This is a genomic window from Dubosiella muris (assembly GCF_004793885.1).
In the GTDB taxonomy this organism is placed as follows: domain Bacteria; phylum Bacillota_I; class Bacilli_A; order Erysipelotrichales; family Erysipelotrichaceae; genus Dubosiella; species Dubosiella muris.
The window spans coordinates 1-26,745 of sequence record NZ_SRYG01000014.1 but is presented as its reverse complement, the minus strand read 5'-3'; the positions used below and the strand labels follow the sequence as shown (position 1 = coordinate 26,745).

The 26,745-nt window shown below is 44.0% G+C and carries 22 protein-coding genes; 5 read left to right on the top strand and 17 right to left on the bottom strand.

The window, feature by feature from the left end; translation table 11 throughout:
- Positions 1–12: 12 nt before the first annotated feature.
- From E5336_RS07515 to E5336_RS07505, 3 genes are all read right to left on the bottom strand, one after another.
- A complete protein-coding gene (locus E5336_RS07515) occupies positions 13–459 on the bottom strand; it encodes a threonine/serine exporter family protein (RefSeq protein ID WP_135980500.1) in 447 nt (148 codons plus the stop codon).
- The gene (locus E5336_RS07510; RefSeq protein WP_135980499.1) at positions 456–1,196 is read right to left on the bottom strand and encodes a threonine/serine exporter family protein; all 741 of its coding nucleotides are present in this window, start codon (positions 1,194–1,196) and stop codon (positions 456–458) included. Before E5336_RS07510 ends, E5336_RS07515 begins: the two co-directional genes overlap by 4 nt.
- A gap of 126 nt (positions 1,197–1,322) precedes the next feature.
- Entirely contained in the window at positions 1,323–1,583 is a 261-nt protein-coding gene (locus E5336_RS07505) for a hypothetical protein (RefSeq protein WP_135980498.1), read from the bottom strand.
- 43 nt (positions 1,584–1,626) lie between these two features.
- Here E5336_RS07505 and E5336_RS07500 point away from each other — a divergent pair, with 43 nt between their 5' ends.
- Positions 1,627–2,376 carry a GNAT family N-acetyltransferase gene (locus E5336_RS07500; RefSeq protein ID WP_135980497.1) on the top strand — a complete coding sequence of 250 codons (750 nt, stop codon included), beginning with the start codon at positions 1,627–1,629 and terminating at the stop codon, positions 2,374–2,376.
- Position 2,377: 1 nt separating this feature from the next.
- Positions 2,378–3,250, top strand: a complete 873-nt coding sequence (locus tag E5336_RS07495; protein WP_135980496.1) for an SPL family radical SAM protein — start codon at positions 2,378–2,380, stop codon at positions 3,248–3,250.
- Positions 3,251–3,295: 45 nt separating this feature from the next.
- Here E5336_RS07495 and E5336_RS07490 read toward each other — a convergent pair whose 3' ends face one another.
- The 4 genes from E5336_RS07490 to lacG all read right to left on the bottom strand — a co-directional run bounded on the left by E5336_RS07490 (position 3,296) and on the right by lacG (position 7,214).
- Entirely contained in the window at positions 3,296–3,667 is a 372-nt protein-coding gene (locus tag E5336_RS07490) for a DUF6788 family protein (protein ID WP_135980495.1), read from the bottom strand.
- A 126-nt stretch (positions 3,668–3,793) separates the two neighbouring features.
- The gene (locus E5336_RS07485; protein ID WP_135980494.1) at positions 3,794–5,440 is read right to left on the bottom strand and encodes a PTS transporter subunit EIIC; all 1,647 of its coding nucleotides are present in this window, start codon (positions 5,438–5,440) and stop codon (positions 3,794–3,796) included.
- Between the two features lie 3 nt (positions 5,441–5,443).
- The gene (locus E5336_RS07480) at positions 5,444–5,755 is read right to left on the bottom strand and encodes a PTS sugar transporter subunit IIA (RefSeq protein WP_135980493.1); all 312 of its coding nucleotides are present in this window, start codon (positions 5,753–5,755) and stop codon (positions 5,444–5,446) included.
- Between the two features lie 31 nt (positions 5,756–5,786).
- Positions 5,787–7,214, bottom strand: a complete 1,428-nt coding sequence (lacG, locus tag E5336_RS07475; RefSeq protein ID WP_135980492.1) for a 6-phospho-beta-galactosidase — start codon at positions 7,212–7,214, stop codon at positions 5,787–5,789.
- Positions 7,215–7,419: 205 nt separating this feature from the next.
- On the opposite strand from lacG, the gene E5336_RS07470 reads away from it, so the two are divergent.
- Together E5336_RS07470 and E5336_RS07465 are read left to right on the top strand one after the other, a co-directional pair.
- Positions 7,420–8,187, top strand: coding sequence for a DeoR/GlpR family DNA-binding transcription regulator (locus E5336_RS07470; protein WP_135980491.1), 768 nt, complete (start codon positions 7,420–7,422; stop codon positions 8,185–8,187).
- A 2-nt stretch (positions 8,188–8,189) separates the two neighbouring features.
- A complete protein-coding gene (locus E5336_RS07465; protein ID WP_135980490.1) occupies positions 8,190–8,846 on the top strand; it encodes an HAD family hydrolase in 657 nt (218 codons plus the stop codon).
- 139 nt (positions 8,847–8,985) lie between these two features.
- Here E5336_RS07465 and E5336_RS07460 read toward each other — a convergent pair whose 3' ends face one another.
- Together E5336_RS07460 and E5336_RS07455 are read right to left on the bottom strand one after the other, a co-directional pair.
- A complete protein-coding gene (locus E5336_RS07460) occupies positions 8,986–10,452 on the bottom strand; it encodes an ROK family protein (RefSeq protein ID WP_135980489.1) in 1,467 nt (488 codons plus the stop codon).
- Positions 10,453–10,571: 119 nt separating this feature from the next.
- The gene (locus E5336_RS07455; protein ID WP_135980488.1) at positions 10,572–11,942 is read right to left on the bottom strand and encodes an NAD(P)/FAD-dependent oxidoreductase; all 1,371 of its coding nucleotides are present in this window, start codon (positions 11,940–11,942) and stop codon (positions 10,572–10,574) included.
- 153 nt (positions 11,943–12,095) lie between these two features.
- Between E5336_RS07455 and ispG the strand changes: the two genes are divergently transcribed.
- Positions 12,096–13,145 (top strand): flavodoxin-dependent (E)-4-hydroxy-3-methylbut-2-enyl-diphosphate synthase, encoded by a 1,050-nt coding sequence (ispG, locus tag E5336_RS07450; protein WP_135980487.1) that lies wholly within the window; start codon positions 12,096–12,098, stop codon positions 13,143–13,145.
- A 418-nt stretch (positions 13,146–13,563) separates the two neighbouring features.
- On the opposite strand, the gene E5336_RS07445 is transcribed toward ispG, so the two are convergent.
- From E5336_RS07445 to E5336_RS07415, 8 genes are all read right to left on the bottom strand, one after another.
- Positions 13,564–14,178, bottom strand: coding sequence for a hypothetical protein (locus tag E5336_RS07445; protein WP_135980486.1), 615 nt, complete (start codon positions 14,176–14,178; stop codon positions 13,564–13,566).
- 216 nt (positions 14,179–14,394) lie between these two features.
- Positions 14,395–15,327 carry a hypothetical protein gene (locus E5336_RS07440; RefSeq protein WP_135980485.1) on the bottom strand — a complete coding sequence of 311 codons (933 nt, stop codon included), beginning with the start codon at positions 15,325–15,327 and terminating at the stop codon, positions 14,395–14,397.
- A gap of 89 nt (positions 15,328–15,416) precedes the next feature.
- Positions 15,417–19,718, bottom strand: a complete 4,302-nt coding sequence (locus E5336_RS07435) for a hypothetical protein (protein ID WP_135980484.1) — start codon at positions 19,716–19,718, stop codon at positions 15,417–15,419.
- A 93-nt stretch (positions 19,719–19,811) separates the two neighbouring features.
- On the bottom strand, positions 19,812–22,130 hold the full coding sequence (locus E5336_RS07430) for a hypothetical protein (RefSeq protein ID WP_135980483.1): 2,319 nt from the start codon (positions 22,128–22,130) through the stop codon (positions 19,812–19,814).
- A gap of 96 nt (positions 22,131–22,226) precedes the next feature.
- Complete coding sequence (locus tag E5336_RS07425; protein WP_135980482.1) at positions 22,227–24,536, bottom strand: ICP22 family protein; 2,310 nt, start codon at positions 24,534–24,536, stop codon at positions 22,227–22,229.
- Positions 24,537–24,627: 91 nt separating this feature from the next.
- On the bottom strand, positions 24,628–24,774 hold the full coding sequence (locus E5336_RS12410; protein ID WP_168353595.1) for a hypothetical protein: 147 nt from the start codon (positions 24,772–24,774) through the stop codon (positions 24,628–24,630).
- Between the two features lie 82 nt (positions 24,775–24,856).
- Entirely contained in the window at positions 24,857–25,564 is a 708-nt protein-coding gene (locus tag E5336_RS07420; protein ID WP_135980481.1) for a hypothetical protein, read from the bottom strand.
- Positions 25,565–25,576: 12 nt separating this feature from the next.
- Entirely contained in the window at positions 25,577–26,503 is a 927-nt protein-coding gene (locus tag E5336_RS07415; protein ID WP_135980480.1) for a hypothetical protein, read from the bottom strand.
- Between the last annotated feature and the right edge of the window lie 242 nt (positions 26,504–26,745).

The window sequence follows — 26,745 nt, the reverse complement described above, 5'->3', positions numbered from 1 at the left end:
CTTTTTCTTTTGTTATAAAAACGGATCCTCGTCGGGCTGGTGTATTTTTTCGGAGAAGAAGTGGATCGCGGTTTGCGTCAGCAGGATGGCCAGCGCGATCATGCCGCACACGCACATGATTTCCGACAGCCGATCCATCGCCGCCACCCGGTCCCCGTGGACAAACTCGCCCATCATATAAAACGTAAGCTTGCCGGGAACGAATGGCACGAGCACGGCTGGCAAGTACACGGCGACCGGTTTTTGCTCAATGCGGGCGAAGATTTCCGAAAGAATGCTGTAAATCAGGCCGCTAACGAACGCCCGGACGTACATGCCTTCGAAAAAGCCCATGCCCAGCGCGGCCATGAAGCCGATGAATCCGGCGATGGTGATGTCTTTCCCTCGTCCGTTGAAGCGGATCGAGCACATCATTCCGACGATACCGGCGCCAAGCGCCTTAATCAAGATCATGATCATAATACCATCACTCCTAACGCGAGGCCGGTTCCGGCCGCGATGGCCGCCCCAATCAGGCACGCTTCGGCGGTTCGGTTCAAACCGGCTTGGTAATTTCCGGCCAGGGTGTCGCGGATGGCGTTGAAGATGACCATGCCGGGCACCATGAGCGGCATATTCGATACGACGACTGTTTCAATGCTTAAGTGGATGCTGGCGTGCTCCAGCAAAATGGGGCAAATCGTCACGAAGAAGCTGGCGCAAATGATCATGAGGATTCGGTTGCTTTTGTTGGTCAGGATCCATCCCGCGCCCAAGCCGATGAAAAAGATAAAGAGTACATCGAGCGGATCGCCAAAGAAAAGGCCGAATCCGGCGGAGCAAATGCCGGAGGCTAAAATGCGCAACCAGCGCGGATGCGTCTTTTCGCGTTCGATGGCGTCCAGCTCCTCCTCCATTTCTTTCATCGACAAGTTTTCGCAGTTGTTCACGAGGTCGTGGATCTTGGCGATTCGAACGAGATCGTTGCCGACTTTCGTGATTTTGCAGGCGCGCGTAATGATATGATGTTCGGTTTTAAAGGAAAAAAGAATCGTTGTGGGTGTCAGCACGCATTCCGGCTTGGAGGCGCCTGGATGCGAAAGACAAATACGTTTCATCGTCTCTTCGGCGCTGACCACATCCCCTCCGCTTTGGAGCAGGAGCTTTCCGCTTCGCATGACGATTTTGGCTAGGCGGCTGCTTTCATAAGGTTCCAAAATGACCTTCCTTTCTTTTTTTTAAGATACAGATTGTCAATGTCTAGGTCTTATGTTTTTTTGATCTATGGCACTGGCATGGCGAATGTGATTCCCTTTCAATGCGTATGGAGAAAACGGCGCGTTTCAATGAAAATGTCCCTTTTTTCTCCATACATTTTCGTTCTCATTATACTCGCATTTTCCTTGATGTCCATTATGGGGACACTGGAGTTTTGCGCGCGGTTTCCCATGAAAAGCCCAAATTTTTGAAGGTTCTTTTCCATTTTGTTTCCGCCTCCTTTCGCAACCGGTTTCAGAATACCCTTTTTTTCCGCTTTTCGTTCCCCATCTTGTTTCTCTTTTTAAAAATGCAAATTTTTTAAGAAATATCACATAAAATTCCATAGTTTCTGGTATAATTTTCGTAAATGAAACGAGGAAGAACACAATGGAACATCAATGGATCGACTTGACGGTCGAAACGGTGGAATCGGAACATCTTTGCTGCGCCATCGCCGACAAAAAGCATCAGGCGGGCGTCCAGTCCAAAAAACAATGGCTGAAACAGCGATTCGAGGAAGGGCATGTCTTTCGCAAGCTGGACGCGCGAGGCAAAGTTTTGATTGAATACGCTCCGCTGGAAACGGCGTGGGTGCCGATTGAAGGCGACAACTACGTCTATATATATTGTTTGTGGGTGGCTGGCTCTTTCAAAGGCCAGGGTCTGGCGAAGGAATTGCTGGAATCGTGTATTGCCGACGTGAAAGCGAAACACAAGGCGGGCGTATGCGTGTTGAGTTCGAAAAAGAAAAAGCCGTATCTTTCGGACGCGAAATTTTTCAAGCGCTTTGGTTTTGAAGTGGCCGATACGGCGCCCAATGATTTTGAACTGCTCGCCCTCTCCTTTGACGGTTCGATGCCCCGCTTTGTTTCAACGGCGAAAGCCTTTGAAATCGGCGAGAAAGATTTGACGATTTACTATGGCATGCAATGTCCGTTTCTTATCAACTCGGTCGAGCAGGTGCGCTCGTATTGCGAAACGAACGCCATTCCGCTGCGGCTGGTCGCGATCGACTCGCTTGAAAAAGCGAAGGCGCTTCCTTTCGTGCCCGCGAATTACGCGGTGTTTCAAAACGGAAAATTCGTGACGCATCAGTTGCTGAACGAGAATTTATTCAAGAAGAAACTCGGTCTTTAAGATGCACTGGATCCACGCGAAAACCATTCTCTCGGCGAACAACGGGATGAATTTGTACCGGGGCTGCCTGCATGGCTGCATTTATTGCGATTCCCGCAGCGCGTGCTATCGTATGGACCACGACTTCGAGGATGTCGCGGTCAAGGAAAACGCGATCGAGCTTTTGGAAACGGCATTGAAACGAAAGCGAAAAAAAGGAATGCTGGGCATCGGCGCGATGAGCGATCCCTACCTTCCTTTGGAGGAAACCTTGCGGATGACGCGGCAGGCGCTTGAACTTGCCTTGCGGTATGGATTTGGCTTTACGTTCATCACCAAATCGGCGCGGGTGCTGCGGGATTTGGACTTGCTGGTGGCGATCAACGAAAAAGCCAAATGCGTCGTCCAAATGACATTGACGACAATGGATGAGCGTCTGTGCCAAACCCTGGAACCCAACGTCAGTACGACAAAAGAGCGTATTCGCGCGCTGGGGGTTTTGCGGGACGCGGGCATTCCAACGGTTGTCTGGCTTTGCCCGATTCTTCCATTCATCAACGATTCGTTTGACAACATCGCGCGAATCTTGCAGGCGTGCGTCGACGTCCGTGTCAAAGGGATCGTCTGTTTTGGGATGGGCGTCACCTTGCGGGAAGGCAACCGGGCGTATTTCTACGAACAGCTGGACCGGTTTTTTCCGGGGATGAAAAGCCGCTATCAGCAAGCCTTTGGCGACCGGTACGTGTGTGGCAGCCCTCGAAACCAGGCGCTCATGAAATACTTTCATGCGGTGTGCGAGCAAAACGGCATTTTGCACGACAACGAGCAAATCTTCGCCTATCTTCAGCAATTCGAATCGAAAGAAAAAGCGGTTCAGCTTTCTTTGTTTGAGTAGCCAAACCGCTTTTTTATTTTTCGAAGGAAAACGTTGGAAGATTTTTCAAAAACACATTGCTGGCTGTGCTTGATAGGAAAGGATTCGATCGTACATTTCGCACTTTTTCAAACCGTATACGCTTCGGATCATCGCATCCAATTCATCACAAATGACAACATTCGTTTCGAAAAACCGCTCTTTTCCGTTTTTCACTTTCCATTCTTTCATTTGCTCCTGTAGACGGCGGCGTTCCTCAATCTGCGCTTTTGTTTCTTCCAATAGCTCCAATGGAATGTATTGACTTTTTACCTTTCCATTTTCCTTCCACTGCAAATAATAGCGTGTTTTTCCGCCAATCCGCTTTTGAGAAATATACCCGCGCGGAAGCGTGGATAATCGTTCTTCGATTTCCCAAATCGCATTGAATTCGTTCATACGATCACCTTCTTTTTTTAATATAACCTACTTTAACCTACCGGTCAACGAAAGGCTTTTTGATGGCTAACAACAATATAAAAAAGAATACGCCGCTGTCTGGACGTATTCTATAGATAAGATGTTTTACGATTTCGACGCCTCCACCACAAATTCGACCGCGCCTTTCGGATCTTTGGTGAGCTGGATGTATTGCGCGCCTTTCGTGCGGACGATTTGAATGCCGTACTTGTCCGCGTCTGCTTTGATTTCGTCAAACCGCGACTGCACTTGCGGAGACAAAACGACAAGCTGGAAATCTTTGAGAATGTCCGTGTGCGCGCCAAACGCCTCGGCTTTCGCTTTGACCGGCAGGTTTTCCTGTTCGGCGCCTTTGTTCACGGCGTTGGCGAACATCGCCGACGTTCCGGCTCCGACGCAAAGCACAAGCACGTTCAAATCGTCGTTGAGTTCGACTTTCTCTTTTTCCTGTTCCTCTTCTTTTTCCTCTTCGATTTCCTCGTGCTTTTGCGCCTCCTCTTCCACAAGCGTCGAATCGTACGCTTTGATGAATGGCGCGTAAATCACGACATCGACGACCAGAAGAACGACGGCAAGCAACAGAGCCATCGGCGCCATGCCCGTTCCAAAGAACAAGCCAAGCGGTCCGGGCATCGCCCATGGCATGACGTATACGAACGAGTTCATTTGCAGGACGTCGACAAAGAATTTGAAGATGCACACGTTGACCATCGGCGCCAGCAAAAACGGCACGAAGAAGTACGGATTGAGCACCATCGGCGCCGCGAACAGGACTGGTTCGTTCACGCCAAAGCAGCATGGAACGATCGACGCTTTTCCAACGGCTTTCAACTGTTTCGATTTGCAAAACCAGATCAGCAGAAACGGCACGACGAATGTACAACCGGTTCCGCCCAGACACGCGATAAAGTTGTTCATACCAATCGTCAAAGCGTGCGATGCGTGCTGTCCTTCTTCAACAAGACGCAAGTTCGCTTCCACATTGGCATACAAAGCGGCCGCCACAGCCGGCTCCACAATGGATGGGCCATGGATGCCCAAAAACCAGAAGAACGCCATCGCGCCCGCGATCAGCATCAGGCCCGGATACGAGTCGGCCGCCGAAAAGATTGGAGAGAACAACGCGATCATGCTTTCCGCAAACGAGATATTGAACACATTGCGGGCGATCGTGTCGATCAGGACGCAAACGAGCACCGAAAACGAAAACGGGAATACGTTTTTGAACACATTGGAAATGACGCCCGGCACTTCCGGCGGCATGTTGATCGTGATGTTTTTGACAGCGCAAAACTTGTACATGTTCGCGGTGATGAACGCCGCGATAAATGAGCAAAGCAACCCTTTCGTCCCCAAATACGTGACGTCGATGCCGCCGTCGATTTCCGTGACCGCCAGCATCATAAAGCCGGTGATGCTGGCTAGCATGACGGACACGATGTTCATGCTTACGCCGGAAGGCAGTTTGCGGGCGAAATTTTCTCCCAGCGAACGGGCCGTTGTCGCCGCGACGAGGATCGCCACGATGCCCATTGACAAATTGTACACCCGCCACAGCCACGAGGAGACGGATTCGGGCAAGACGATTCCGAACACTTCCGGCAGCGCCGCGATCAAAATGAAGATGGATGAAAACAGGATGGCGGGCATCGCCGTCAAAAATCCATCGCGAATGGCCTGCAAATACGCGTTGGCCGCCAGTTTGTTAAAGAAAGGCTTTCCCTTTTCGATAAATCCAATGATCGCGTTCATGGCTTATTTCCTCTTGTACAGCTCGACCATATCCATGATCAAATCGCGCAGCAGGATCGTCGTCATCAAGTGGTCCTGTCCATGGATGAAAATGAATCCCATATCCATGCTTTGACCTTGCGCTTCCTGCGCCAGGATTTCCGTCTGCGCCTTGTGCGCCAGATTCAGGTTTTCATCCGCGTCCGCAAGCAGCGTGTCCACATTGTCAAAGTTTCCGTTTCGCACCTGCTTCAGCAATTCCAGCAGCGTGCTTCTCGCGTCCCCGGAATACGCCACGATCTCAAATCCTACCATTGCCAGTTGTTCTCTGTTCATTTTTTGTTCCTCACTTTCCTGACTTCTTTATTTAATATTGTTCCTCTTCCTCGTACCGGTCCCGGATCTCTTTCGTCCGAGCCAGTCCCTGATACCAGTACGCGGACTGCTTTGGATAGCGCTTTTGCGTATCGAAGTCGACATAAAACAAACCGTAGCGCTTGTTGTAGCCGTTCGACCACGAGAACACGTCCATCAGCGACCAGAGGAAGTAGCCTTTCACATTCACGCCATCGGCGATCGCGTCCGCCAGCGCCTCCATATATTGTTTGACGTAGTCGATGCGCGGTTCGTCATAAATTTTTCCATCGACAAACTCGTCTTTGTACCCCATTCCGTTTTCCGTGATATAAATCGCTTTATAATTTGGATAGTCGGTCTGAATGCGAATGAGCAAATCGTACAATCCTTTCGGATAAATCAACCAGTCCCAGTCCGTCCGTGGCAGTCCTTCTTTGTAAATCCGCTCACCAATCCCTTTGACCGCATAAGCGCTTGTTCCTTTGTCGCCTGTCCCATTATGGTGGATCCGGCTTTCGCCATGGTAAGCCTTCACGAAATGGCTTTGATAATGGTTAATGCCCAAATAGTCGTTTCGATCTTTCGCTTTTTCCATTTCGACAAAGTCCGCTTCCGGGAAATGGATTTCAAACCCGTTTTCCTCACTGATTTCTTTTAACGCGGAAAGCGTTTCTTTCGAGTATCGACCCTTGAACGTCCCATCCAGCAACATCCGAATGCTTAACGCATCGTCAAGAAAAGCGGCGTGGATGTCTTCGTCGGACATGCTGGCCGGATATTTCGTTTCCAGAGAGTGCACGACTCCAATCTGTCCCTTGTATCCCCCATCTTTGAACACGTTGACAGCCCGGGCGTGCGCGTACAGCATATTGTGCAGGCACGTCATTACTTTTTTTAAATCGTACGTGATGCCTGGAGGAAACGTTCCGTTCAAATACTGGTTGGTTGCGATCGGATAAATCTCGTTGAAAGTCGACCAGTATTCGACTTCTTTGAACTCCTCGAAACAAAATTTCGCGTACTCGACAAATGCGTCGATTGTTTGCCGATTTAGAAAATCTCCTTCGTCAAAGAGTGCTTTTGGCGTGTCGAAATGATGAAGGGTTACAAACACCTTAACATTCCTCTTTTTCGCTTCTGAAAGAACTTCATGATAATAGCGAACGCCTTCTTTGTTGACTTCACCTGTACCTTCTGGAAAAATACGACTCCATGCAATCGAGAGCCGGATTCCGTTGACGCCAAATTTTTCGCACAATTCTAAGTCGATCGGGTATTTATGATAAAAGTCGCTTGCGGGTTCCGCGAGAAACCGTCCTTGTTTTTCAAGAAACGCGTCCCAGGCAACGGGTCCCTTTCCGCCTTCATGTGTCGCGCCTTCACATTGATATGCAGCTGTCGCTCCACCAAAAATAAAATCATCCGGTAATGTTTTCATGTACTTCTCCTTGTTCATTTGATTTTGTTTATTTCTGTTGTTCACAAACTCACTATATTCGATTAATTTGAAATTGTCAACGTTTTCATAAACAAATTTAAACACGTACACTCAGATTCCAACAAATTTTCTCGTTCCAAATGTTTGTTTTTGTTGACTTTGATATAAATCACATGCTATAACCAATTCGAAAGGACAGGATATTATGCTGAAAAGTGAACGACTACAATATATTGGTCGGCTTGTGGATGAAAAAGGGATCGTGACGGCTACGGAAATTATGAGCGCGCTCAATGTATCGGACATGACTGTCCGGCGCGATTTAGATGAACTCGAAAAAAGCGGGAAGTTGATTCGCGTTCACGGAGGCGCGCAAGCCGTCAACTACAATATTGACTTCGAACTTTCCCACTTTGAGAAATCGACTGTCAATACAGAAGAAAAAAAAGCTATCGCAAGACAAGCTGCCAAACTGATCAAAGACAATGACACGGTCTTTTTAGGTCCAGGCACGACGATTGAGCAGCTCGCCAAAGAAATTGCTGGAAGAAAAGTGCGCGTGATCACGAATTCACTACCGGTTTTTGAAATTATTCGGCAGCAAGATCCAGATCAAGTTTTTTTAGCCGGAGGAACATTTCGAAGCCATACAAGCTGCTTTGTGGGTCCCTTATGCGCTGAAGTGCTCGGGCGATTGAAATTTTCCGCCGCCTTTATTTCTTGTAATGGACTGGCGGAAAATCAAATCACCACATCTACGATTGAGGAAGGCCAAGTTCAAGAAACCGCGCTTAACAATGCACGTTATCGCTATTTGCTCATAGACGAACATAAATTTAACCGGGAAGACTTTTATGTTTATTACAAACTCTACAATATGGATGGTATCATCACGGATGCGACCACCAATCCAAATCTTATTGCGCATTATAGCCAATATACCCAAATCATACAAGCAGGAAAGGATGAATAAATATGCATGGAGTAATTTTTGATTTTAACGGAACGTTGTTTCTCGATAACGACAAACATACTATGGCTTGGAATAAAATTTCCCAATCCATTCGCGGACGCGGCATCACACAAGAGGAACTGCATACAAAAATGAATGGCGTCAACAACAAATACATCATCCGCTACTTAAACGGCGGTAAACCCGACGAAAAACTTGAGAGCGCCTATTCGTCACTCAAGGAACAATACTACCGCGAGTTTTGCAAAGAGGACGCGAAAAATTTCCATTTGATTGCCGGAGCGAAAGAACTATTTAACGAGTTGAAAAAAAGAGGTGTTCCGTTCACGATCGCCTCCGCGTCCATCAAGGACAACATTGATTTTTTTGTGGAAAGCTTCCATCTCGACCGCTGGATCGACCCTAAAACGATCGTTTACGACAACGGTCAGTATAAAGATAAAGAAGCGATGTTCCTGCAGGCCGCCAAAAACATTGATGTTCCTACGGAAAAAATTTGTGTGATCGAAGACTCGCTCGCCGGCGTGAACGCGAGCGTCAAAGCGGGCGTTCAGGATATTCGAATTATCGACTCCGGCCATATTGCCGACCAGGTCAAAGATCTGGAACAAGTCAAACAAATTTGCGAAACAATGGAGGAAATCCAATTTTCTTTATAAGACAATTCATTCATTGATCAAAAAAGTGATCGACTTTCTCTCCTTGAGCAAGCCGATCGCTTTTCTTTTTTCTTGCATTTCAAATCAAGTCAAACAACTCCAAAAACCAGTTCTTTGCAAGTTGCGTTTATTTTTACAGTTAAGCCGCGTATTGCAAACTTGCCGACTCGACAGGACTGACTTCCAGCTGCTTTTGGCGCCACTGGCCGCACAGCTGCAAACTGCCTTCGAAAATCAGCTCGTTGACGTCGCTAATAAACTCCAGCTTTGGAATGGATGGGGCCGGAATGAAATTAGCCAGCCGTTTTTCCAGGCTTTGCATGTCGTTGACCATCGGGGTGCGGAGCACGACGACTTCCGGGCCTAAGAGCGCGATCGTTGGCAGCAGCGCGTTGATGACCAGCTCGATTTGTCCTTGTTCGGTGCGGGCCAGACGACGTGGATCGTCGGAAAACTGCATACGGCCTAAAAAGTATTTCAACTCGCCGCCAATGCCGGAAAGCCCGGTGACGAGCGTGCCGTTGACGAGATTGCCCTGCCCGCCCATCGGCTTTCCATAAGGCTGGGAGTGGAACGTGATGTTTTTGTATTCAGGATGCTCGACGCCATAGCCGACGACGGCCGCGTTGACGTTGTTGACGATCATGGCCGGCATCCCGTAGCGGGCCTGTACCTCCTCGCCAAGCGGATAGTCGCGTAAATCGCGCTGGACGTGATTGACGACGCCTTGCTCGTTGACTTCGCCTGGAAACGCGATCGTAATGAGCTCGATTTGCGGATACTGGCTCAAACAGTAGTCGATCGTGTCCCACAGCGGGATGGAGTTGAAATCGGCCTTGATGACGACATCGTCAAGCATGATCGTTCCTCGATCGTACACCCGGAAAAACAGCGTGACCTTGTTGCCGTCATACAGCTCGGCCAAACTGAGCACGACCTTTTCTTGTTGGGCGCACCGGCACACGCTGGCTTCCTTCTTTTTTTTCTTTTTGTGTTTTTCACATCGCCGCCGCAAATTCGTCTGGATAAATTCGAGCGCGCTCATCGCGTCGTACGAGGCGAACACCGCAGTCGGAATCTGCAAAATGAGCTTGTTGGGCATCGAGGTCGACAATTTTTTAAGCATATAGCCGATTTGAGGCGCGAGCAGAACGATATCGTAGTTTTCGGCCTGGTCGTACAAGTCGAAATACGACACGGCGTCAAACGTGTAATCGAGATCGAGCGTATCGGCCGCTTCCGTCAGCCGGCTGGCGAAAAAAGACGTCGTAAAGCCCGAGGAACACGACAACAGCACTTTGATCTTGCGCTCGCTTTCCAAGGTTTCGAGCGCCTGTTCCATTTCGTAAAACAGCGTTTTCGTATGCTCCTCGTCCTTGAGCTGAAAATGCAAGTAGTATTTCGGCTCGTTGTCTTTAAAGCTGGTGATGCTGATTTCCACGATTTCGTTGGGATAAAAATTGATTTCCGCCCGGCCGTACTTTGTCAGCAGCCGGTAGTGGTCGTCGTCTTCGACGACAAGGTCGTATTCCTTTTGCGGCTGATTTTGGATCCAGGCGCGAAAATCAAAATCAATAAATTCCACGTTTCGTTTTTTTTCTTCCATCCTTCCCCCTCTCTTTCCTTTTCCTGTTTTTATTATATGGGTTTATCCAAGTTCTGAAAAGGCTTACAAAAGAAATAAAAAACGATCGCGTCTATTTCACCACGATCGTTTTTCTGACTTTATTTTTCCGCGATTTTTCTTGCCGCGTACACGCCCGAAGCGCTGGCGTGCGAGAGCGAGTGCGTCACACCCGAGCAATCGCCAATGACGTACAGCCCCGGGACGCATGTTTCAAGATTGTCGTCCACTTCGACTTGCATGTTGTAAAACTTCACTTCAATGCCGTACAACAGCGTGTCGTCGCTGGCCATGCCCGGGCACACCCGGTCGAGCGCCTCGATCATTTCGATAATGTCGTCGAGCTGGCGTTTTGGAATGACGAGCGACAAGTCCCCTGGCGTCGCTTTGAGTGTCGGCGTTACGAAGCCGTTTTCAATGCGGTCCTCGGTCGAGCGCTGGCCGCGGATGAGGTCGCCAAACCGCTGGACGATGACGCCGCCTCCCAGCATGTTGGACAGTCTGGCGATCGACTCGCCATACTGGTTGGACTGGTGGAACGGCTCGGTGAAGTGGTTGGACACGAGCAGCGCGAAGTTCGTGTTGTTCGTGTACAGTTTCGGATCCTCATAGCTGTGCCCGTTTACGGTAATGATGCCGTTCGTGTTTTCGGACACGACCACGCCATGCGGATTCATGCAGAACGTGCGCACTTTGTCCTGGTAGCGTTTTGTGCGGTACACGATTTTCGACTCGTACAGCGCGTCGGTCATGTCGGAGAAAATATCGTATGGCACTTCGACGCGGACCCCGATGTCAATGCGGGAAGACTCGGTTGGGATCGAGAGCGACTGGCAAATGCTTTCCATCCACTTCGAGCCGGAACGTCCGGTAGAAATGATGACTTTGTCGGCGGTGAACTGTTCTTTTGGACACGTGAGCACGAAGCGCTCCCCTTCCCGCTCGATCGTTTGCACTTCGGTATTAAAGACGAAGTCCACTTGGTCTTTGAGCTGGTTGTAGAGATTTTCCAGCACGATATAGTTGATATCGGTTCCCAGGTGGCGGACTTTCGCTTTGAGAAGGTGCAAATCGTTTTGCAGGCACAGCTTGGCGATGTCCGGTCTTTCGCTGGCGAACAGCCGGCTTTCGGCCCCGCCGTTTTCCACGTTGATGGCGTCGACGTATTCCATCAGCTCGATGGCTTCGTCGGCTCCTACGTATTTATAGAGGTCGCCTCCAAACTCGTTGGTGATATTGTATTTTCCATCCGAGAACGCGCCGGCGCCCCCGAATCCATTCATAATTGAACACGAAGGACAGTTGATGCATGATTTGATTTTCACCCCGTCGATTGGGCATTTTCTTCGATGCAGCGCGCTTCCCTTTTCAATGACGACGACGGAAAGCTCCGGTTTTTGTTTTTTTAATTCGTAGGCGGCGAAAATGCCTCCCGGCCCTGCGCCTACGATCGCAACATTGTAACTATTCATCGTTTATTTTTGTTCTCCTTTTTCGCAAACCCGATTTATTTTATTGGATTTTAAAAGAAATGTCAACTCTTGTTTTTCTTTTCTAATTTGCGTGAACTTGGTATACTCAAAGCGAATCCATATCAAGTTCCAAACGAATAAGTGAGGTAAATTATGAAACGAAATCAAACAAGAAGCGTACGGGTCGGCGATCTGGTGCTGGGCGGCAACGACGAGGTCATCATCCAGTCGATGTGCAACGTGCCGACAAAAAACGCGCAGGCGGTCATTGACCAGATTTTGGAGCTGGAAAAGATTGGCTGCCAGCTCATCCGCGTGTCTTGCATGGACATGGAGGACGCCAAGGCCATCAAAACGATCAAAGAGCACATTCACATTCCGCTTGTGGCGGATATTCATTTCGACTATAAGCTCGCGCTGGCATGCATCGAAAACGGCGTCGATAAGATTCGGATCAATCCGGGCAATATCGGCTCGCGCGCCAATGTCGAAAAAGTCGTCGAGGCGTGCAAAGCCCGTCACATCCCGATTCGTATCGGCATCAATTCCGGTTCGCTGGAAAAGGACATTCATGAAAAATACGGCAAGCCGACGGCGGAAGGCATGATCGAGAGCGCCAGACGCCATGTCGAGATTTTGGAATCCCTCGACTTTTACGATACAGTGCTTTCGTTTAAATCGAGCGATCCGATCTTGTGTATCGAGGCGTACAAACTGGCGTCCGAAACATTCGACTATCCGCTGCATTTAGGTGTGACGGAGGCGGGCACGACGATGACGAGCGCCATAAAATCGTCTTTGGCGTTGGGAAATCTTTTGCTGGATGGCATTGGCAACACGATTCGCATTAGCGTCAATGGCTCGCCAGCCAAGGAGATCCCAATTGTCAAGGAATTGCTGAAAGACTGCAAGCTACTTAAAAACGTGCCGGATCTGGTGGCCTGCCCGACGTGCGGCCGCACCCAATGGGACATGGAACCGGTCGTCAACTGGGTGGAGGACTATCTCCAGCAAATCAACAAGACGATGACGGTAGCCATCATGGGCTGCGCGGTCAACGGGCCGGGCGAAGCCAAACATGCCGACATCGCGATCGCGGGCGGCAAGGACGAAGGCTTGCTGATTAAAAAAGGACAAGTCATTAAAAAGATTCCGCAGGATCAGATGATCGCGGTTTTGAAAGAGGAAATCGACAAATTTTAAACGAATCCGGGAGGCCTTCCCGGATTTTGTTGAATGAAGGAAAAATGTCGGTTTGAGTGTCGGTATAAATGTCGGTTTGAACGTCGGTTTGTTTAAAAACGAAAAAAATGTCTCTTTCCTGATGGAAAATACGAATCAACCGAGCGTTCATTTCAATCTTTACAAAATAAAAACGCTCGAAAGCAAATCGCTTATTCCGGGCGTTTTTATTACTTGTTCTTATTGGATATAACACAAAAAGCCACAATCCTTCATCGCGGAAATCAATTCATCGAGTGAAAGTTCATACGCTTCTCCGCTTTGGATCGAGACGACACGGTCGTCTTCCACCATATCCGGAGGCCATATCGTATCCCTCGATTATGTGCTCGTCCCGGACGTCAAATCGCTTTGAAGCGTGGAATCCATGCCGATTGGTTCAAATTCCATCGTGTTCGATCAAAGCTACGCTTCCCCTTTCCTCCTTCTCGTTGTAAAGAAACGGACCTTCCAGCGTCGTCGCATTGACAAGAGGCGCGATGGGCTGGATCCAGCTTTTTTCCACATCCGACAATTCTGATAAAGGATAGCCTTTCAAATAAATCGTGATTCGATCCCCTTCGTGAAACATCGGGCTCTCCTCATACTCCACCACCGACATGCCGGGAAACTTCGAATCCGTGTCGACTTCCTCCCGCTTCATATTTTTGACGGTCGCCGAATATTTCAAATCCCCTTCCTGTTTCAAATCGGTCAAGTCGCCCGAATATCCATAGACAAAGACTTCATCGACATTGGAGTCGTGGAACACGCCTTGAAAATGGCCGTTTTCATCCATTTCCATTTCATCGCCCCATCCGCCGGCGCCTGACGAATGCACATATTTCCCGGAAATGTCCAAATCAAATGTTGGCTTCGGTACGACCGTTTCTTCCGGTTCCTCTGCCACGTCCACAGTTTCCGCTGGTTTTTCACTTTTTGGATCGGGCTTCATGCCACACCCGCTCACGAAAAGCAAACCCGTCAGCGCGATAAGAATTTTCTTGTTTTTCACGTTTCCCCTCTTTTCTATTGATACCGCCACGTATCCCAGTTTTGATCGTCGGTCACGATACCGGTATTCTATCGACTTGAATCATCGCCACCATTAAAGTATAGCATTAACTCCTCTAATTCCTTTTTTTCTTTTTTCTATCCCCTGTTTCTCTTACGCGGCTTTAAGAATAAGAAGGCAGGGCAAAAGCCTGCCTCGTCTTATCCAAAAAATTCATCAAGGTTTTATAATTTCTCCGTATTCAAACGGCACGTCCATCTGGCCATGCAGTCCGGTTTCAGGGACTTGCGCAACCACCTCGTCAATGATTTTCGAATTGACTTCTGTTGCGTTTTCTTTATAGAAAGTAGAAATGATCGTATAGTTCGATTCGGAATCTTCCGTTTGTTTATCGGTCATGTCCAGCTGATAAGACTGCAAATATCCATCTTTGTCAATCGTGTATACCATTTCATATTTTGAATACAAATAGCAGTCGATTTCACTTCCATCCGGCAGTTTCTGTTTCGGATCATATCTTAATTTCGTTACCAAATAATCCTGGAATTTTTTTCCATCCTTCAAGGTAAATTTAATAATCGTATTGTCCCCATCCTGCGATTGCGACGCGTCAAAAAGTTCCGGTTCTCCAAAATAGTCTCCATCCAGAGAATATGGGGCAGATTCCACTTCGTATTTCTCATTCGACAGTTTATTCCTTATAAACATGTCCCCTACCAGACCGTTTCCATCTCCTTGATGCGCCATGACTTCCAAACTTTCTTCGTCTGTAGCTTTTTGAATTTGATAAGAACTATAGTTATATTTCTCATAGACCTCTTCCATTATTTGATAAAAAGCGTCTTTTGTTTTTAAGTTGTTCGTGTAGGTTATATTCTTTCCTTCTACCGGATTGCCGCCATTCGTTTGTTCAAAATCCGGCCTTTGATAATTGTTCGTCGTATGGGTACTCCACGATTCCCATTCCTGATCTTTCTTTATCGCGTCCTGCAACACATCGTAAGGTGTTTTCTCTTTTTCCTTTTCCTCAACGACTTTTTCCTCGGTTTTTGCCATTTCTTTTTTCGGCTCGGAAGTTTCCGCATTCGAACATCCGGTCATACACAACAGCAGTCCCATACCTACCGCAAGCCATGTTTTTTTATTCATGATATTTTCCTCTCTTAGCTTCCTAAAATGAATCGGAATCCAGAGAAGCGAATGGCGAACAGCACATCGCTTCCCGGTTTCCTTTTCAATTATCTTTTCTCTTTCCGTTTCTTATTGGCAATCCAGCCAAGTCCTACTACACTCATCAATCCGGCGAAAAGCGAGTTCGACTTTTTCACCGCAAATCCCGTTTCTGGCGAACGTGTTGTAGAAACCGAATCTATTTTGAACACATTTCGTTTTGTCAAGTTGACAGTTTCCCCATTGGTTGAAGTATCCTCTTTGCTGATTGGCGTAACAACCGGTTTATTAGCTTCTTCCGCTGGTGTCATTGGTTTGTTTTCTGAAGGCTTTTCCGGATTCGATGGTTTATTGTTGTCGGTTGGCTTATCCGGCTTTTCACCCGGTTTATTATTGTCAACCGGCTTATCCGGTTTTTCTGATGGGTTACTTGGGGTATCCGGTTTCTCATTTGGATCATCTACAGGAGGTTTTGGTTTTATTGGTTGATCTGGTTCTATATATTTCAGAAGCTCTTCTTCATCTACAACTGAAAGTTTCCTAACCGATTCCAAATACTCTTCTAAAGTCATTCCAAAACCACCTACCGCACTATTTAATATCTTGATTTGATTCCAATCATTCGTGGATTGAGGAATGACTTTTATGTTTTCTGACGTATAGATATTGCCTTTAATTGGACTATCACTAATGATTCCGTCTCTATTCCAATCAATATTTCTATCATTTTCATCCCAGAGCCAAAAATTCCGCATTCCATCTTTATTATATTTATATTTTATAATCATTTTTAACTTTTTTGGAATCATGCCAAAATATGTGTTTTGTGCATCTCTTTCATTAAGTAAATCTTTATTCATTTCTGGAAGTTCATATTCTGAATAATTCAAATAATCTTTAAACGATACCTCTCCCGCAGCATTTTTAGTCCTAAGTTGCCAATCAGCTTGATATGCATAATTCATAACGCTTAAGTAATTCGGTTTGTAATTCACATCATCTGTTCCACCATGTCTTAGCCCAAGCGTATGACCTAATTCGTGCATTATCGTTCCAGCTAGCCACCGTACACAATCATCATTGCTCAAATCACCTAGCGCGTGCATCGCTACACTGAAAATTGCACCATTCAAATGTGCAAGTCCTGTTGTCCCTTTATCATCTTTAAACCGGTCCAATAAGACACATTGACGAAATATTGGCATACGAATTTTATTTTCCTCATCCTCATAGATATCTTTTAAAATATCCGCCAAAGCCTCATCCTTTAATGGAAAACTTTCTGGTTTATAATCTAGCTCTTTCGCTAAAGAACCATATTCTGACCATAATTTCCCGGTTACAAAATCTTTTGATTCAGGTCCTGCATCAATATGAAGATTAAATCCATGCTCTTTGAAGACCTTTGCCACCATATCGCAAGCATCATATAATATTTTTTTTGTAATCGTCGTCTGCGTTGCCGTATCGCCTATTACCCCTTTTACCCAGTTTATTTGTACAAAAATATCAGGTGTCTTCGGATCGGTTTTAATGAGTTTTCCATTATTTGATACTTTAATTCCGTTTATTTCTGTCGATGTTGGCAATCCATCTCCATCATCAATAGAAGAAACAGAATTTAAAAATACTCTTACTTGTTTCTTCTGCGCAGCAGTTTTGATGGTGAGTACCATATCCATTTGTGCGGAATCTGACAAAGTATTTGTATCTAAAGTAAGCGGAACAACAACAGTTACTCTATTTTTCTGATCAACTTTAAACGTGGCTTTTCCAATGGTCGGAAATACATGATCGGAAGTAGATGCTAAATGATGTCTTTCCATCGTCAAGTCCATACTTTTTATAAACTCTCGCAATTCATCATTCGAAAAACTTCCCCCATCAAACGACATCACACAATTCACTGCCAGTTGTTTTGCTGAAGGATCCAAGTTCATTGGAAAAAATAAGTGATCATTATATTCATCTGCCCACATTACATTTCGAGATTCTGATCCTGAAAATGAAATAGATGGCTCGATAGTAACTTGAAAATCTACCTTTTGTCCATCGTCGGCAATTCCATGAATCATCGTAATACCCGGCTTATTTCCCTCAATAAATAATGAAAAATCAACCGATGATTCTTTCTTATTTACTGTTCCTAACATGATGTTCTTTATTTTAGCAATCTCCTCGTTATCAGAAATCCATTTAATATTTTTTGCAATTTCTAATACATCATCTCCTTGATTGTTTCTATAACTGCCAGAAAGAATTTCTATTTTCCCAGCTTCAATTTCTCTTCCTGTTTTTGAAACATCTAGACTAGAAATTGGACCTTCTGTTTCCCCAGGGAAACTTTCAATAGGACGCCCCAGCTCTTCTAATGTCGGCATTCCGTTCTCCAATAAAATCTTATTTACCCTGGCATAAATATCATAGAGAGGAAGATCGACGCCATCCCGTGTATTCAATTTTTCCATGTTAAATAATTTATCGATATTCTGCAAACTAAAAACATTATATTCTATAGGATCACGATAATAATAATATCCATCAGCACTGGCTACCACTCTTCCAGCGTACGGATTTGGGAATAAATTATCCTTTTTTGCATTTAGTAAAATAACATTCCCCATATTGTATAGATTATTTATTTCCTCAGGTATACCATCCCCAAAAACACCACCCATCGATAATCTAGTCCATTCATCTATTTGACCATTTGTAGGTAACAATATATTAATATTTCCAGCATTGATAACATTTTGGGATTTAGTACTCGTTCCTGAAACTCCTCCAATATGCCGAATACTCATCGTAGGAGAATTAATTGTAATATCTCCAACATTAATAGTGTTGTTTATGGAATTTCCATAATTTGAAAACCCAGCAACTCCCCCTACATAACTATTTGGAAACCGAGTTTTAACATTGATATTACCTTTATTAATACAGGAATCAATAATAATTTTGCTAGCTCGTCCGACAATTCCGCCAATTTCTGGTTCTTCTTCTAAAAGTTGAGCAGTGATATTGCCTGAATTGGTTGAATGGCGAATTTTGCAATTATCATCATAGTCAAAATTTTCGCCTATCATTCCACCTATCGCAATGTACCTATCATGTAAATCAAAATTCTTTAACCGCTCAAAATCTCCAGTAATATAAATATTCGAGTTATTATTTGAGTTATTTATATCGGCTCGATTTCTGTATCCAATAATTCCGCATCCAATTAATCCTCCTATATTGTAGGAAGCTGTACCTCCCTGAGTATAATGATCAGGAACTAAATACATATGTGGATAAAGCTTTTTCTCCTCGAAATTCACTCTAATTTCTCCGCTGATTGTTACATTATCAATTATGAGAATACTCTCATAATTAGTATCGTCATCAGGTTTTTTAACATAACCAATTAAACCGCCTATATTTAAAGAACTGCTATTTTTAAGTTCTTTATTAAATTGAATATCGATCAAGACATTCAAATTCAGATTCGTGATTGATGCAGAGACTCCAGTTCTTGCAAAAAAACCATAATCAAGTTTATAGGGATCCTGTTCATTAATCTTAACACCGTATATGTCGTGATGATTCCCATCAAAACTACCAGTAAAATATTCGTCTTTTGAATTGGCTAATTGTCTGCCAATAGGAATAAAGCTATCGATATGTGATAAATCAATGTCATTCATCAGGATATAATGACTGCTCATATGATCTCTGATAAAATCCAGATCATCTACTGTTGCGATTTGATATGGATCTTCTACTGTCCCTGATCCTTTAATATTCCATTCTTTTGCAACTTTTGGACTTATGACATTTTCTTCAATTACATTATTCGTTTTATCCCTAGTCGAATTTTCTTTTTGATATGCTATTAATTCCAAAAATTGTGTTTCATCAATAAATTCTTCTTTAACCTCTGCCGTAACCGGAATCTCATTTTGATCCTTTTTATTCTCCTTTTTTACCTGATCAACAATTTCTCCTGAATAATTTTGAAAAGTATCCGTATTTGAGTCTTCAACATTTTGATTTTGAAAATCATCTAATTCTTCTTTTTCTTGGTTTTCAATATTATAATCAACCGATTCACCCGCAAATAAGTCTTCTCCATCCGATTCTTTTTCTTTGGATTCATTGAATTCATTTATATCGGGATCTTCTTCATCAACGCTTTCCTCCTCGTAAAACGTAGTATCGGTTATCCCGACAAATTCAGAATTTTCCGTTTGCTGGACCACATCTTGTTCTGCTGGTTTTTGTTCCACTTCTTCGGCAAGAATCGCCATACCCGGTAATGTTACGGCTGTTGCCAATGCAACTGCTGCCAAATGTTGGGGTTTCACACTTTTATTCTCATTCGATTTCATACTCAATCCTTTCCATTCTTCTTAAAACGAAAAAAGCGGAGAAAGGATATTTCCCTCCTCCGCTTCCTATACTTTCATCAAATTTTGTTCTTTCTAAAACTTCCGCTTCTTTCTTGCAAGGAATCCAAGTCCGATTACACTCATGAACCCTGTAAACATGGAGCTTGTCTTATGAACCGCAATGCCTGTATTTGGGGAATGCTCCGCATTGGATTCTTCTTTTACCGAACGCAATGTTTCCACTTTGACGGGAATGACTTTCGTTCCGTGTCCTTCGTTGACTGTTGGCTTAACAACTGGTTTGTTCGTGTCCGATGGATTGTTCGGTTGATCCGGTTTCTCGTTTGGATTCTCCGGTTCCTGACTTGCCACGATAAACCACGAGAATGAAGTCGTTTCAAACTCGTAGTATTTGCCATCAATGACTTTGAATGTCAGCTCTTTGGCTGGGGCATCTTTATTTTCCTTGTGGAACAGACGAACATTCTTTCCAACAAATTGTTGTGGAATTGGCAAACGCACTATAAATTTACCAGTCCGATTGACCTCGTCACCCTTTTCATTTTCAAAATGAATATCGTACCCTATTGTTTGATAATCGGAAGTTAATCCAAAGTTATTGTCCGCTTCCACTTCGTCGATTACAATTTCCAATCCGGTCAAATCTTCTTTGGACTCGGCCTTTACTTCGTAATTGCCTTTTGTGAATGTCGCTTCCGTTTTAATTGGATTTTCTGGTTCAACAACCTCTTCGACATAAAAGAGCGGTTCCACACGATAAAAATTATTATCTCTCAAATACGGATCATTGTAATACCATTTCCCATCATAAATGCTTATTGAATTCTCAGATAAATGCCATGTCTTTTCAAAATCAGTTAGTTTATACTTCTTTCCCGTCAATGCTTCCAGTTTTTGAATATACTTTGTAGCATAAATATCGTAATACATGCGACAATTCGTCACTGGCTGTTCTAAATCAGTGATTGTTCTTTCCTCATAATATAAGTCAAATGTTTCTGGTAAAAAATCAAATTCCTGAATTTCAAATTGACTGTTTTTATCCTTGATATGCACTTTTAATGTGCTTAAAACATCCAGTATTTCCTTATATTGTTGATTTGAATTTAAAGTAAGTGAAATTGACTGTTTAAGAAGATCTGGAGACGCTTGACATTCCCAACCTTTATCCTTTTTAAAGATCATTGCGTACTGGAATTTATTATGCCATTCATCTAATAAAACATATCCACCCAATTTCGAATTATTCCAAACTATATAATCATCCTGATTGTATTTCGTATTCGCCAACAATGCCTTGATATTGATATTCACACCAACTCTACCTTTAGTATTTGCATAATCATATACATTCAACATTGCGGGCGTAAGCTTGATCGTCAATGTGTCTTTATTATCGAAAACGACCTCTACACTATCCTTAATTCGTAAAAAACTTTGCACAATGTCCGATTCTTGGAATACATCTGGTTCATCATATTCTAATTTAGGATTTGGAAATTCAGGATTAGGCAATTGAAACAGGTATACATTCGCTTCCGGAGAATCTTCCGTTTTTCCTGGTTCTATGATTTGCCAAGTTTTACGCTTCTGATTGTAGATACAAGTACGAAGAAAAGAAGAATCCCTCGTTAACTTTGTTCCAAATTTTTGATTCAACGCCTCAACTTCAGAACGAATATCATAGTAAATAGTGCCACTAAAATCGTTCCCTTTTCGAGTCAGATCTTGTACTTCTGACATGTTAATTTTATTGATGTCAAAAGAGAAGTCGATCGAGTTTATGGTTCCAGTTTCCGCATTATGGATTTGTGCTCGTGTAATTTCATATTTTGAAAAATAATCCTTTAGCGTAATCGAGTATGAAACATTTTCACCATATGTATCAACAACTTCGACCGTTGTCTCCATCGTTACTGGTTCTGGAATCTCAAACTCTTCCGCTTTTAATACCGGTTGATCACAAACATCATCAACAGTCACTTTTGAAACATCGGCTTTCAATTCCTTTGTTCCATCCGTAAAATCATCGGGTAAATTCGTTTCATCTCCAGAAAGTTCAGTGTTATCCGTATCATCAGTTTCGCTTACTTTTTCTTCTTTTGAAGCGCCGGCATCCAAATTTCCGGCTTTACCCTTATCGCTTCCGTTAGAAGTTCCTTCCAACAAACTTGTTGATTCGCCTTCTCCTGCGCCAAGGGCATTGTCACTACCATCATCCGTAGTTCCTAATTGATTTCCTTCTTCTGGAGTTAACACGATGCCATCAGAAAATACTTCCGCTTCCTGTGTTTCCGATAAGGAATCGTTTTCTTCCGCTAAAACATTCGCTGTGACTGGCGCTAGCAACATCGTTGCAGCCACCGCGCCATAAAGATGTGTTTTTTTCATACTCAATCCTGCTTTCTATTTTTTCTTTAAAAGAAAACGGGAGCAAGAAAGTTTTCTTCACTCCCTCTTTCATCCCTGATTATTGTTTTGTTCTTCTTAAAACTTCCGTTTTTTTCCTACGAGGAACCCAAGTCCAATTAAACTCAACATGCCTGTGAACATAGAACTTGTCTTATGAACCGCGATGCCTGTATTTGGGGAATGTTTGGCATCCGCTTCTTCTTCGATCCAATTCATGGATTCCACTTTAATTGGAATCGCCTTCGTTCCGTTTCCTTTATTAACGGTTGGTTTAACAACTGGTTTGTTTGCCTCATCCGCTGGTGTTGTATTTGGATAGGATGGAACCTGGGTTTGATTTCCAAGATCTACAACGCTGCCAAGCACAAACAGCGAGAACATAGAGGTTTCAAACTCAATTTGATCATTTGAAATCATCTGGAATGGAATTTGTGTAATCGTTCCTAAATCCGAAACATGATAAAGCGCAAATTTCTTTCCTTTCAATTGTTGCGGAACAGGAAGTTTAACTCGATACGTTCCTACATGAATGACTTCATCGCCTTTTGAATTTTCAAAATGTAAATCGTAAACTACCTTATTCTCTAATTTTGAAATAACAGGATCCTTAACTGAATCGGCCGCAACTTCCTTGGCTATAAAATGTTCTCCTTCGAAATTGTAAGTCGATTCTCCGGATAAAGTAATTCCATCTTTGACATAGTCGATTTTATATGTCGGCTTCGCTGAATCGTCTTGTTGAACAAAAATCATGACCTCCGTTGGCGTATGGAATTTCCATGATCCGTCTTTATTAAAACTAACTACCGTAGACCACTCACTTCGACTTTCACATCCAGCAAGATTATATGTTTTATTCATCAATTGATTGTAAGCGTTCAAATATGGAGATTTAAAAATATCCAAATCCAACCGTATAGCTGCCTCTAAAAGTGAATTTACATAATATTGACTAAACGAATAGTTATAATCGTAGCTATTTGGAAGTAAATTCATTTCGTAAATTTTTTTATTTGTAGTGATGTCTACGATATGGACTTTTAAATTTTCAATTATTTTTTTCGCTTCCACAAACCCTGGAACATCTTTCTTTAAAATTTCATACTCATTTTTATTGGCTTTATTTACAATGCCCCATTTTCCATTTTTATATTCTAAATAGAATGAATCAAAATTATTTACATAGGTGTATTTCCAATCCCAATGCGATGCGTTTGGATTGGACTTAGATTCCTGCTCGCAAATTCGAATGTATTCGTCGCTATTTAAATTTAACGCTTTTAACACTTGATCATAATTTACTTTTACTGTGCATGACTTATTGATTTCCTTAGAAGGACCAATGTAAAGCATTTCCGGAGTCAACTGAATAACTTTTTTTTCACCATCCACGGTAATAGAAACCGTTGGATTCTCTTTTAAAAACTCGCCTTTGATAAAGTTGATGTCCTTCTCCTTTACTGAAGGTTGTTTTTCGGTTTCACTCACTTCTTTTTTAACCATACTTAACGAAATCGTGGATTTTACATTTGGAACCACAGGGCCCTTATCTTCTAAAAACCATCCGTTTGTACTTTGATCATAGTCTAAATACCCGATTGGATGATTTCTTTCTGTAAAATAAAGCTCGTAATCTACACCGTATTTTTCATTAAATTGTTTTACTAACCCATCCAGATCCAGACGAATTGTTTTTCCAAAAGTTCCATAGCTATCGTTCGTATATTTAATCGGATCGCTCCAATCAATATATCCTAAATTAAATTTTCCAACAATTTCTTTTCCGTCGTCTCCTCTGAGAACAATACTGTCGTATCTGTCCATAAAATATGTATGTAAATATTTCTTAGAAATCGTTTCCCCGTTATGGGTAATCGTAACAGCCGTATCAATTGTTGGTTCTTTCGGAATCACTACATCCTCGGCCTTAACAACCGGTTGTTCTTTAGTTTGGCTATCCAAATTATTTGAAACTGTAGCTTTCGCAACCTCTTTTTGATTTGAAGCCGCTTCATCCTCTATTCCGCTTTTTCCAGTTTCACCATTTGATGAATTATCTTCTTTTTTAGAAGCCTCATCTCCTGCTTCCGTTCCTGAATTGGTCGCATCCGGCGCTGCCAATGTTCCAGGATCCGTGTCTCCTTCGCCTGGTTGCCCTTCTCCTTTGATGGCGTTTGCTTCTCCTTCACCACCACCGGTTCCTGTATCGGCTGGATTGCCCTCTCCATATTCAGGTGGCAATACCACGCTATCGGAAAATTCTTCCGCTCCCTGAGCTTCTGTTGCTTCCGATAAGGAATCGTTTTCTTCCGCTAAAACATTGGCTGTGACTGGCGCCAGCAACATCGTTGCCGCCACCGTGCCATAAAGATGTGTTTTTTTCATACTCAATTCTCCTTGATTTCTTTCTATTTACACAGTCGGGGAAATGACTGTGTTTTACTTTTCTTTTTATGATTCTCTTTCTCTAACTTTCTTACTCTACGCTTTCTGCGGAAGGAAAGTTTTCGCCAGCTTTTTTTACTGCTGAAATTCCCTTTTTCATCGCTTCCACAGTTTTTTCAAATGCTGGTTGCTCCTCATTCACAGGCTCTGCGCTTGAACCGCAACCAATTAAACTCATCCCTAAACAGAACCCGATTAAAATCCGTTCTTGTTTTTCTTTTCATGCCTTTTCCTTTCTAAATTTTTATCCAGTTTTCAACTTACACAGCTGGGGAACAGACTGTGCAATACTCCTGAATACTTTGCTGCCACGCATCCGCGCTTTGAGTAAAAGGCCGGATGCTCAAACTAATTTCATTTTCCGCCTCATTGGTCGTCATTGTGAGCGACTTGGCGTCGTCTAACACATTGACTTCTCCACAACATCCATTGGTGGACGCGTTGAGCTGCGCCATTGGATCGTTGAGAGCCGGGTCGATTTCCTGACACAAACGTGTATACATGTCCGCCACCGTCTCTTTTTGATCGAGTTTTCCATGCACGCTAACATTGGTGACATAATCCTCTTCCGTCTTGAACGCGTAAATGGTCACCCCGTTTTTGAATGTCACATGAGGAATCCGGCTCATGTCCACCTTTGCGAAAAGGATGCCTTCTTTTTGTGGTTGTGGCGCTTGGGCGGTTTCAATGACTTGATCCTCGCCAAATAAGCTTTCGACTGTCGCGTAAAATTCGTCCAATGTGACATCGAAGCGATCCACTCCGTTATCATTCGTGACAACCGGCCAGTTTTGCACCGGCATCGCCTCTTCTTTTTCCTCTTTCGTTTCAATGATTTCCTGTGTTGGTTTTTCCGTTTCTTTTTCTTCCGCTTTCGGCTGTTCCAAGGAAGGCGAAGCCCCACAACCCGCCAATCCCATCGCGAGCATGCCAACAAGCAAAAGTCTTTTCCTTGTTCTTTCTTTCATCCCAATCCTGTTTTATTTCCCTTCCGGCTTTGTCGCTGTAAATGTCAAATCGCTTGTGAACTCGCCTTCGTCCTGATCTTTGGGGATTTGATCAAAAATCGCGTCGATCGTTTCCACATCCCAGTTCACCTGATCCGGATTGTAGAAGGTTACCTCACTCGAATACGTTCCCTCTTTGTCTTCCGTATATTTTTCTGTCATGACATAAGAATACGATTCGACGAATCCGTCTTTGTCAACCACATACGTAAAATCGTATTGCGTGAAATCGTTCTCGTTTACTTCCAGACCATTGTCCAGTGTTCGTTTTGATTGGGCGTCTTCGTCCTCGCTCAACAAGAAGTCCTGGAATTTTTTTGAATCTTTCAACTGGAAAGCGATCGTCGTCTTATCCCCTTCTTTCGCTTGCGTCGCCTCGAAAAGATCCGTTTCCTTAAACGCCTCGTTCATGCTGATTGGCTGCCGATTGGCTTCCAGCGCTTTCTTGGACAACTCAAATGCTCTAAATCCAATATGGCCGTTCATCGGAGCCGGAGCATTGGCGCTATAGCCCGTCAGTTGATACATTTTATCTTTGACGTACACGATTCGAAACTGTCCCCAGTCACCCACATCCCAGCTGGCCGCTCCATAGTAGCCGTCGTCCAGATTTTGATAATTCGCGTACTCGTCGTTGTCGATTTCGAAAACCTTGTCTGTCCCGCCATGAATATCCGCCTGTTTGATGTGGCTGGTCGTGTGCGTGCTCCACGACGTCCATTGCTGGTTCTTTTTAACAGCACTTTCCAACACCTCGTACGGTTTTTTTTCCTTTTCTTTCTCTTCCACCATTTTTGGTTCAGCTGTCGCTTTTTCCGGTTGTGCGGACGTATTGGAACAACCGCCTAAAATTGACGTCAAAACAGTCACCCCAAGCACGATCCCCAATTTTCGATTCATAATCATTTTTCCTGGTATATATGAATTAGCCCATTTAACTGAGCCATTCTATATACCTTTTCCTTTCTACCTGATTTTGTATTCATCATGGATTTTACTTGTCTGTTAGAATTGAAATTGCGAATGTGTACTCGAAATTTCTCCTTGGGGCTTTGACTTCATAGGAAAGAATCTTGCCACTTCTTCGTATTCAGAATTGCGATCAGTTGGGTGGGCCTTTGAGTTCTTGTACCAGGATCAGT

Bases quoted from the DNA above. Each gene is read 5' to 3' on its own strand.
- E5336_RS07425 (WP_135980482.1), bottom strand. From the start codon at position 24,536: ATGAAAAAAACACATCTTTATGGCACGGTGGCGGCAACGATGTTGCTG.
- E5336_RS07485 (WP_135980494.1), bottom strand. From the start codon at position 5,440: ATGAACGCGATCATTGGATTTATCGAAAAGGGAAAGCCTTTCTTTAAC.
- E5336_RS07480 (WP_135980493.1), bottom strand. From the start codon at position 5,755: ATGAACAGAGAACAACTGGCAATGGTAGGATTTGAGATCGTGGCGTAT.
- E5336_RS07495 (WP_135980496.1), top strand. From the start codon at position 2,378: ATGCACTGGATCCACGCGAAAACCATTCTCTCGGCGAACAACGGGATG.
- lacG (WP_135980492.1), bottom strand. From the start codon at position 7,214: ATGAAAACATTACCGGATGATTTTATTTTTGGTGGAGCGACAGCTGCA.
- E5336_RS07430 (WP_135980483.1), bottom strand. From the start codon at position 22,130: ATGAAAAAAACACATCTTTATGGCGCGGTGGCTGCAACGATGTTGCTA.
- E5336_RS07490 (WP_135980495.1), bottom strand. From the start codon at position 3,667: ATGAACGAATTCAATGCGATTTGGGAAATCGAAGAACGATTATCCACG.
- E5336_RS07465 (WP_135980490.1), top strand. From the start codon at position 8,190: ATGCATGGAGTAATTTTTGATTTTAACGGAACGTTGTTTCTCGATAAC.
- E5336_RS07460 (WP_135980489.1), bottom strand. From the start codon at position 10,452: ATGGAAGAAAAAAAACGAAACGTGGAATTTATTGATTTTGATTTTCGC.
- E5336_RS07500 (WP_135980497.1), top strand. From the start codon at position 1,627: ATGGAACATCAATGGATCGACTTGACGGTCGAAACGGTGGAATCGGAA.
- E5336_RS07455 (WP_135980488.1), bottom strand. From the start codon at position 11,942: ATGAATAGTTACAATGTTGCGATCGTAGGCGCAGGGCCGGGAGGCATT.
- ispG (WP_135980487.1), top strand. From the start codon at position 12,096: ATGAAACGAAATCAAACAAGAAGCGTACGGGTCGGCGATCTGGTGCTG.
- E5336_RS07470 (WP_135980491.1), top strand. From the start codon at position 7,420: ATGCTGAAAAGTGAACGACTACAATATATTGGTCGGCTTGTGGATGAA.
- E5336_RS07440 (WP_135980485.1), bottom strand. From the start codon at position 15,327: ATGAATAAAAAAACATGGCTTGCGGTAGGTATGGGACTGCTGTTGTGT.
- E5336_RS12410 (WP_168353595.1), bottom strand. From the start codon at position 24,774: ATGAGTTTAATTGGTTGCGGTTCAAGCGCAGAGCCTGTGAATGAGGAG.
- E5336_RS07420 (WP_135980481.1), bottom strand. From the start codon at position 25,564: ATGAAAGAAAGAACAAGGAAAAGACTTTTGCTTGTTGGCATGCTCGCG.
- E5336_RS07415 (WP_135980480.1), bottom strand. From the start codon at position 26,503: ATGAATCGAAAATTGGGGATCGTGCTTGGGGTGACTGTTTTGACGTCA.
- E5336_RS07435 (WP_135980484.1), bottom strand. From the start codon at position 19,718: ATGAAATCGAATGAGAATAAAAGTGTGAAACCCCAACATTTGGCAGCA.
- E5336_RS07515 (WP_135980500.1), bottom strand. From the start codon at position 459: ATGATCATGATCTTGATTAAGGCGCTTGGCGCCGGTATCGTCGGAATG.
- E5336_RS07505 (WP_135980498.1), bottom strand. From the start codon at position 1,583: ATGGAATTTTATGTGATATTTCTTAAAAAATTTGCATTTTTAAAAAGA.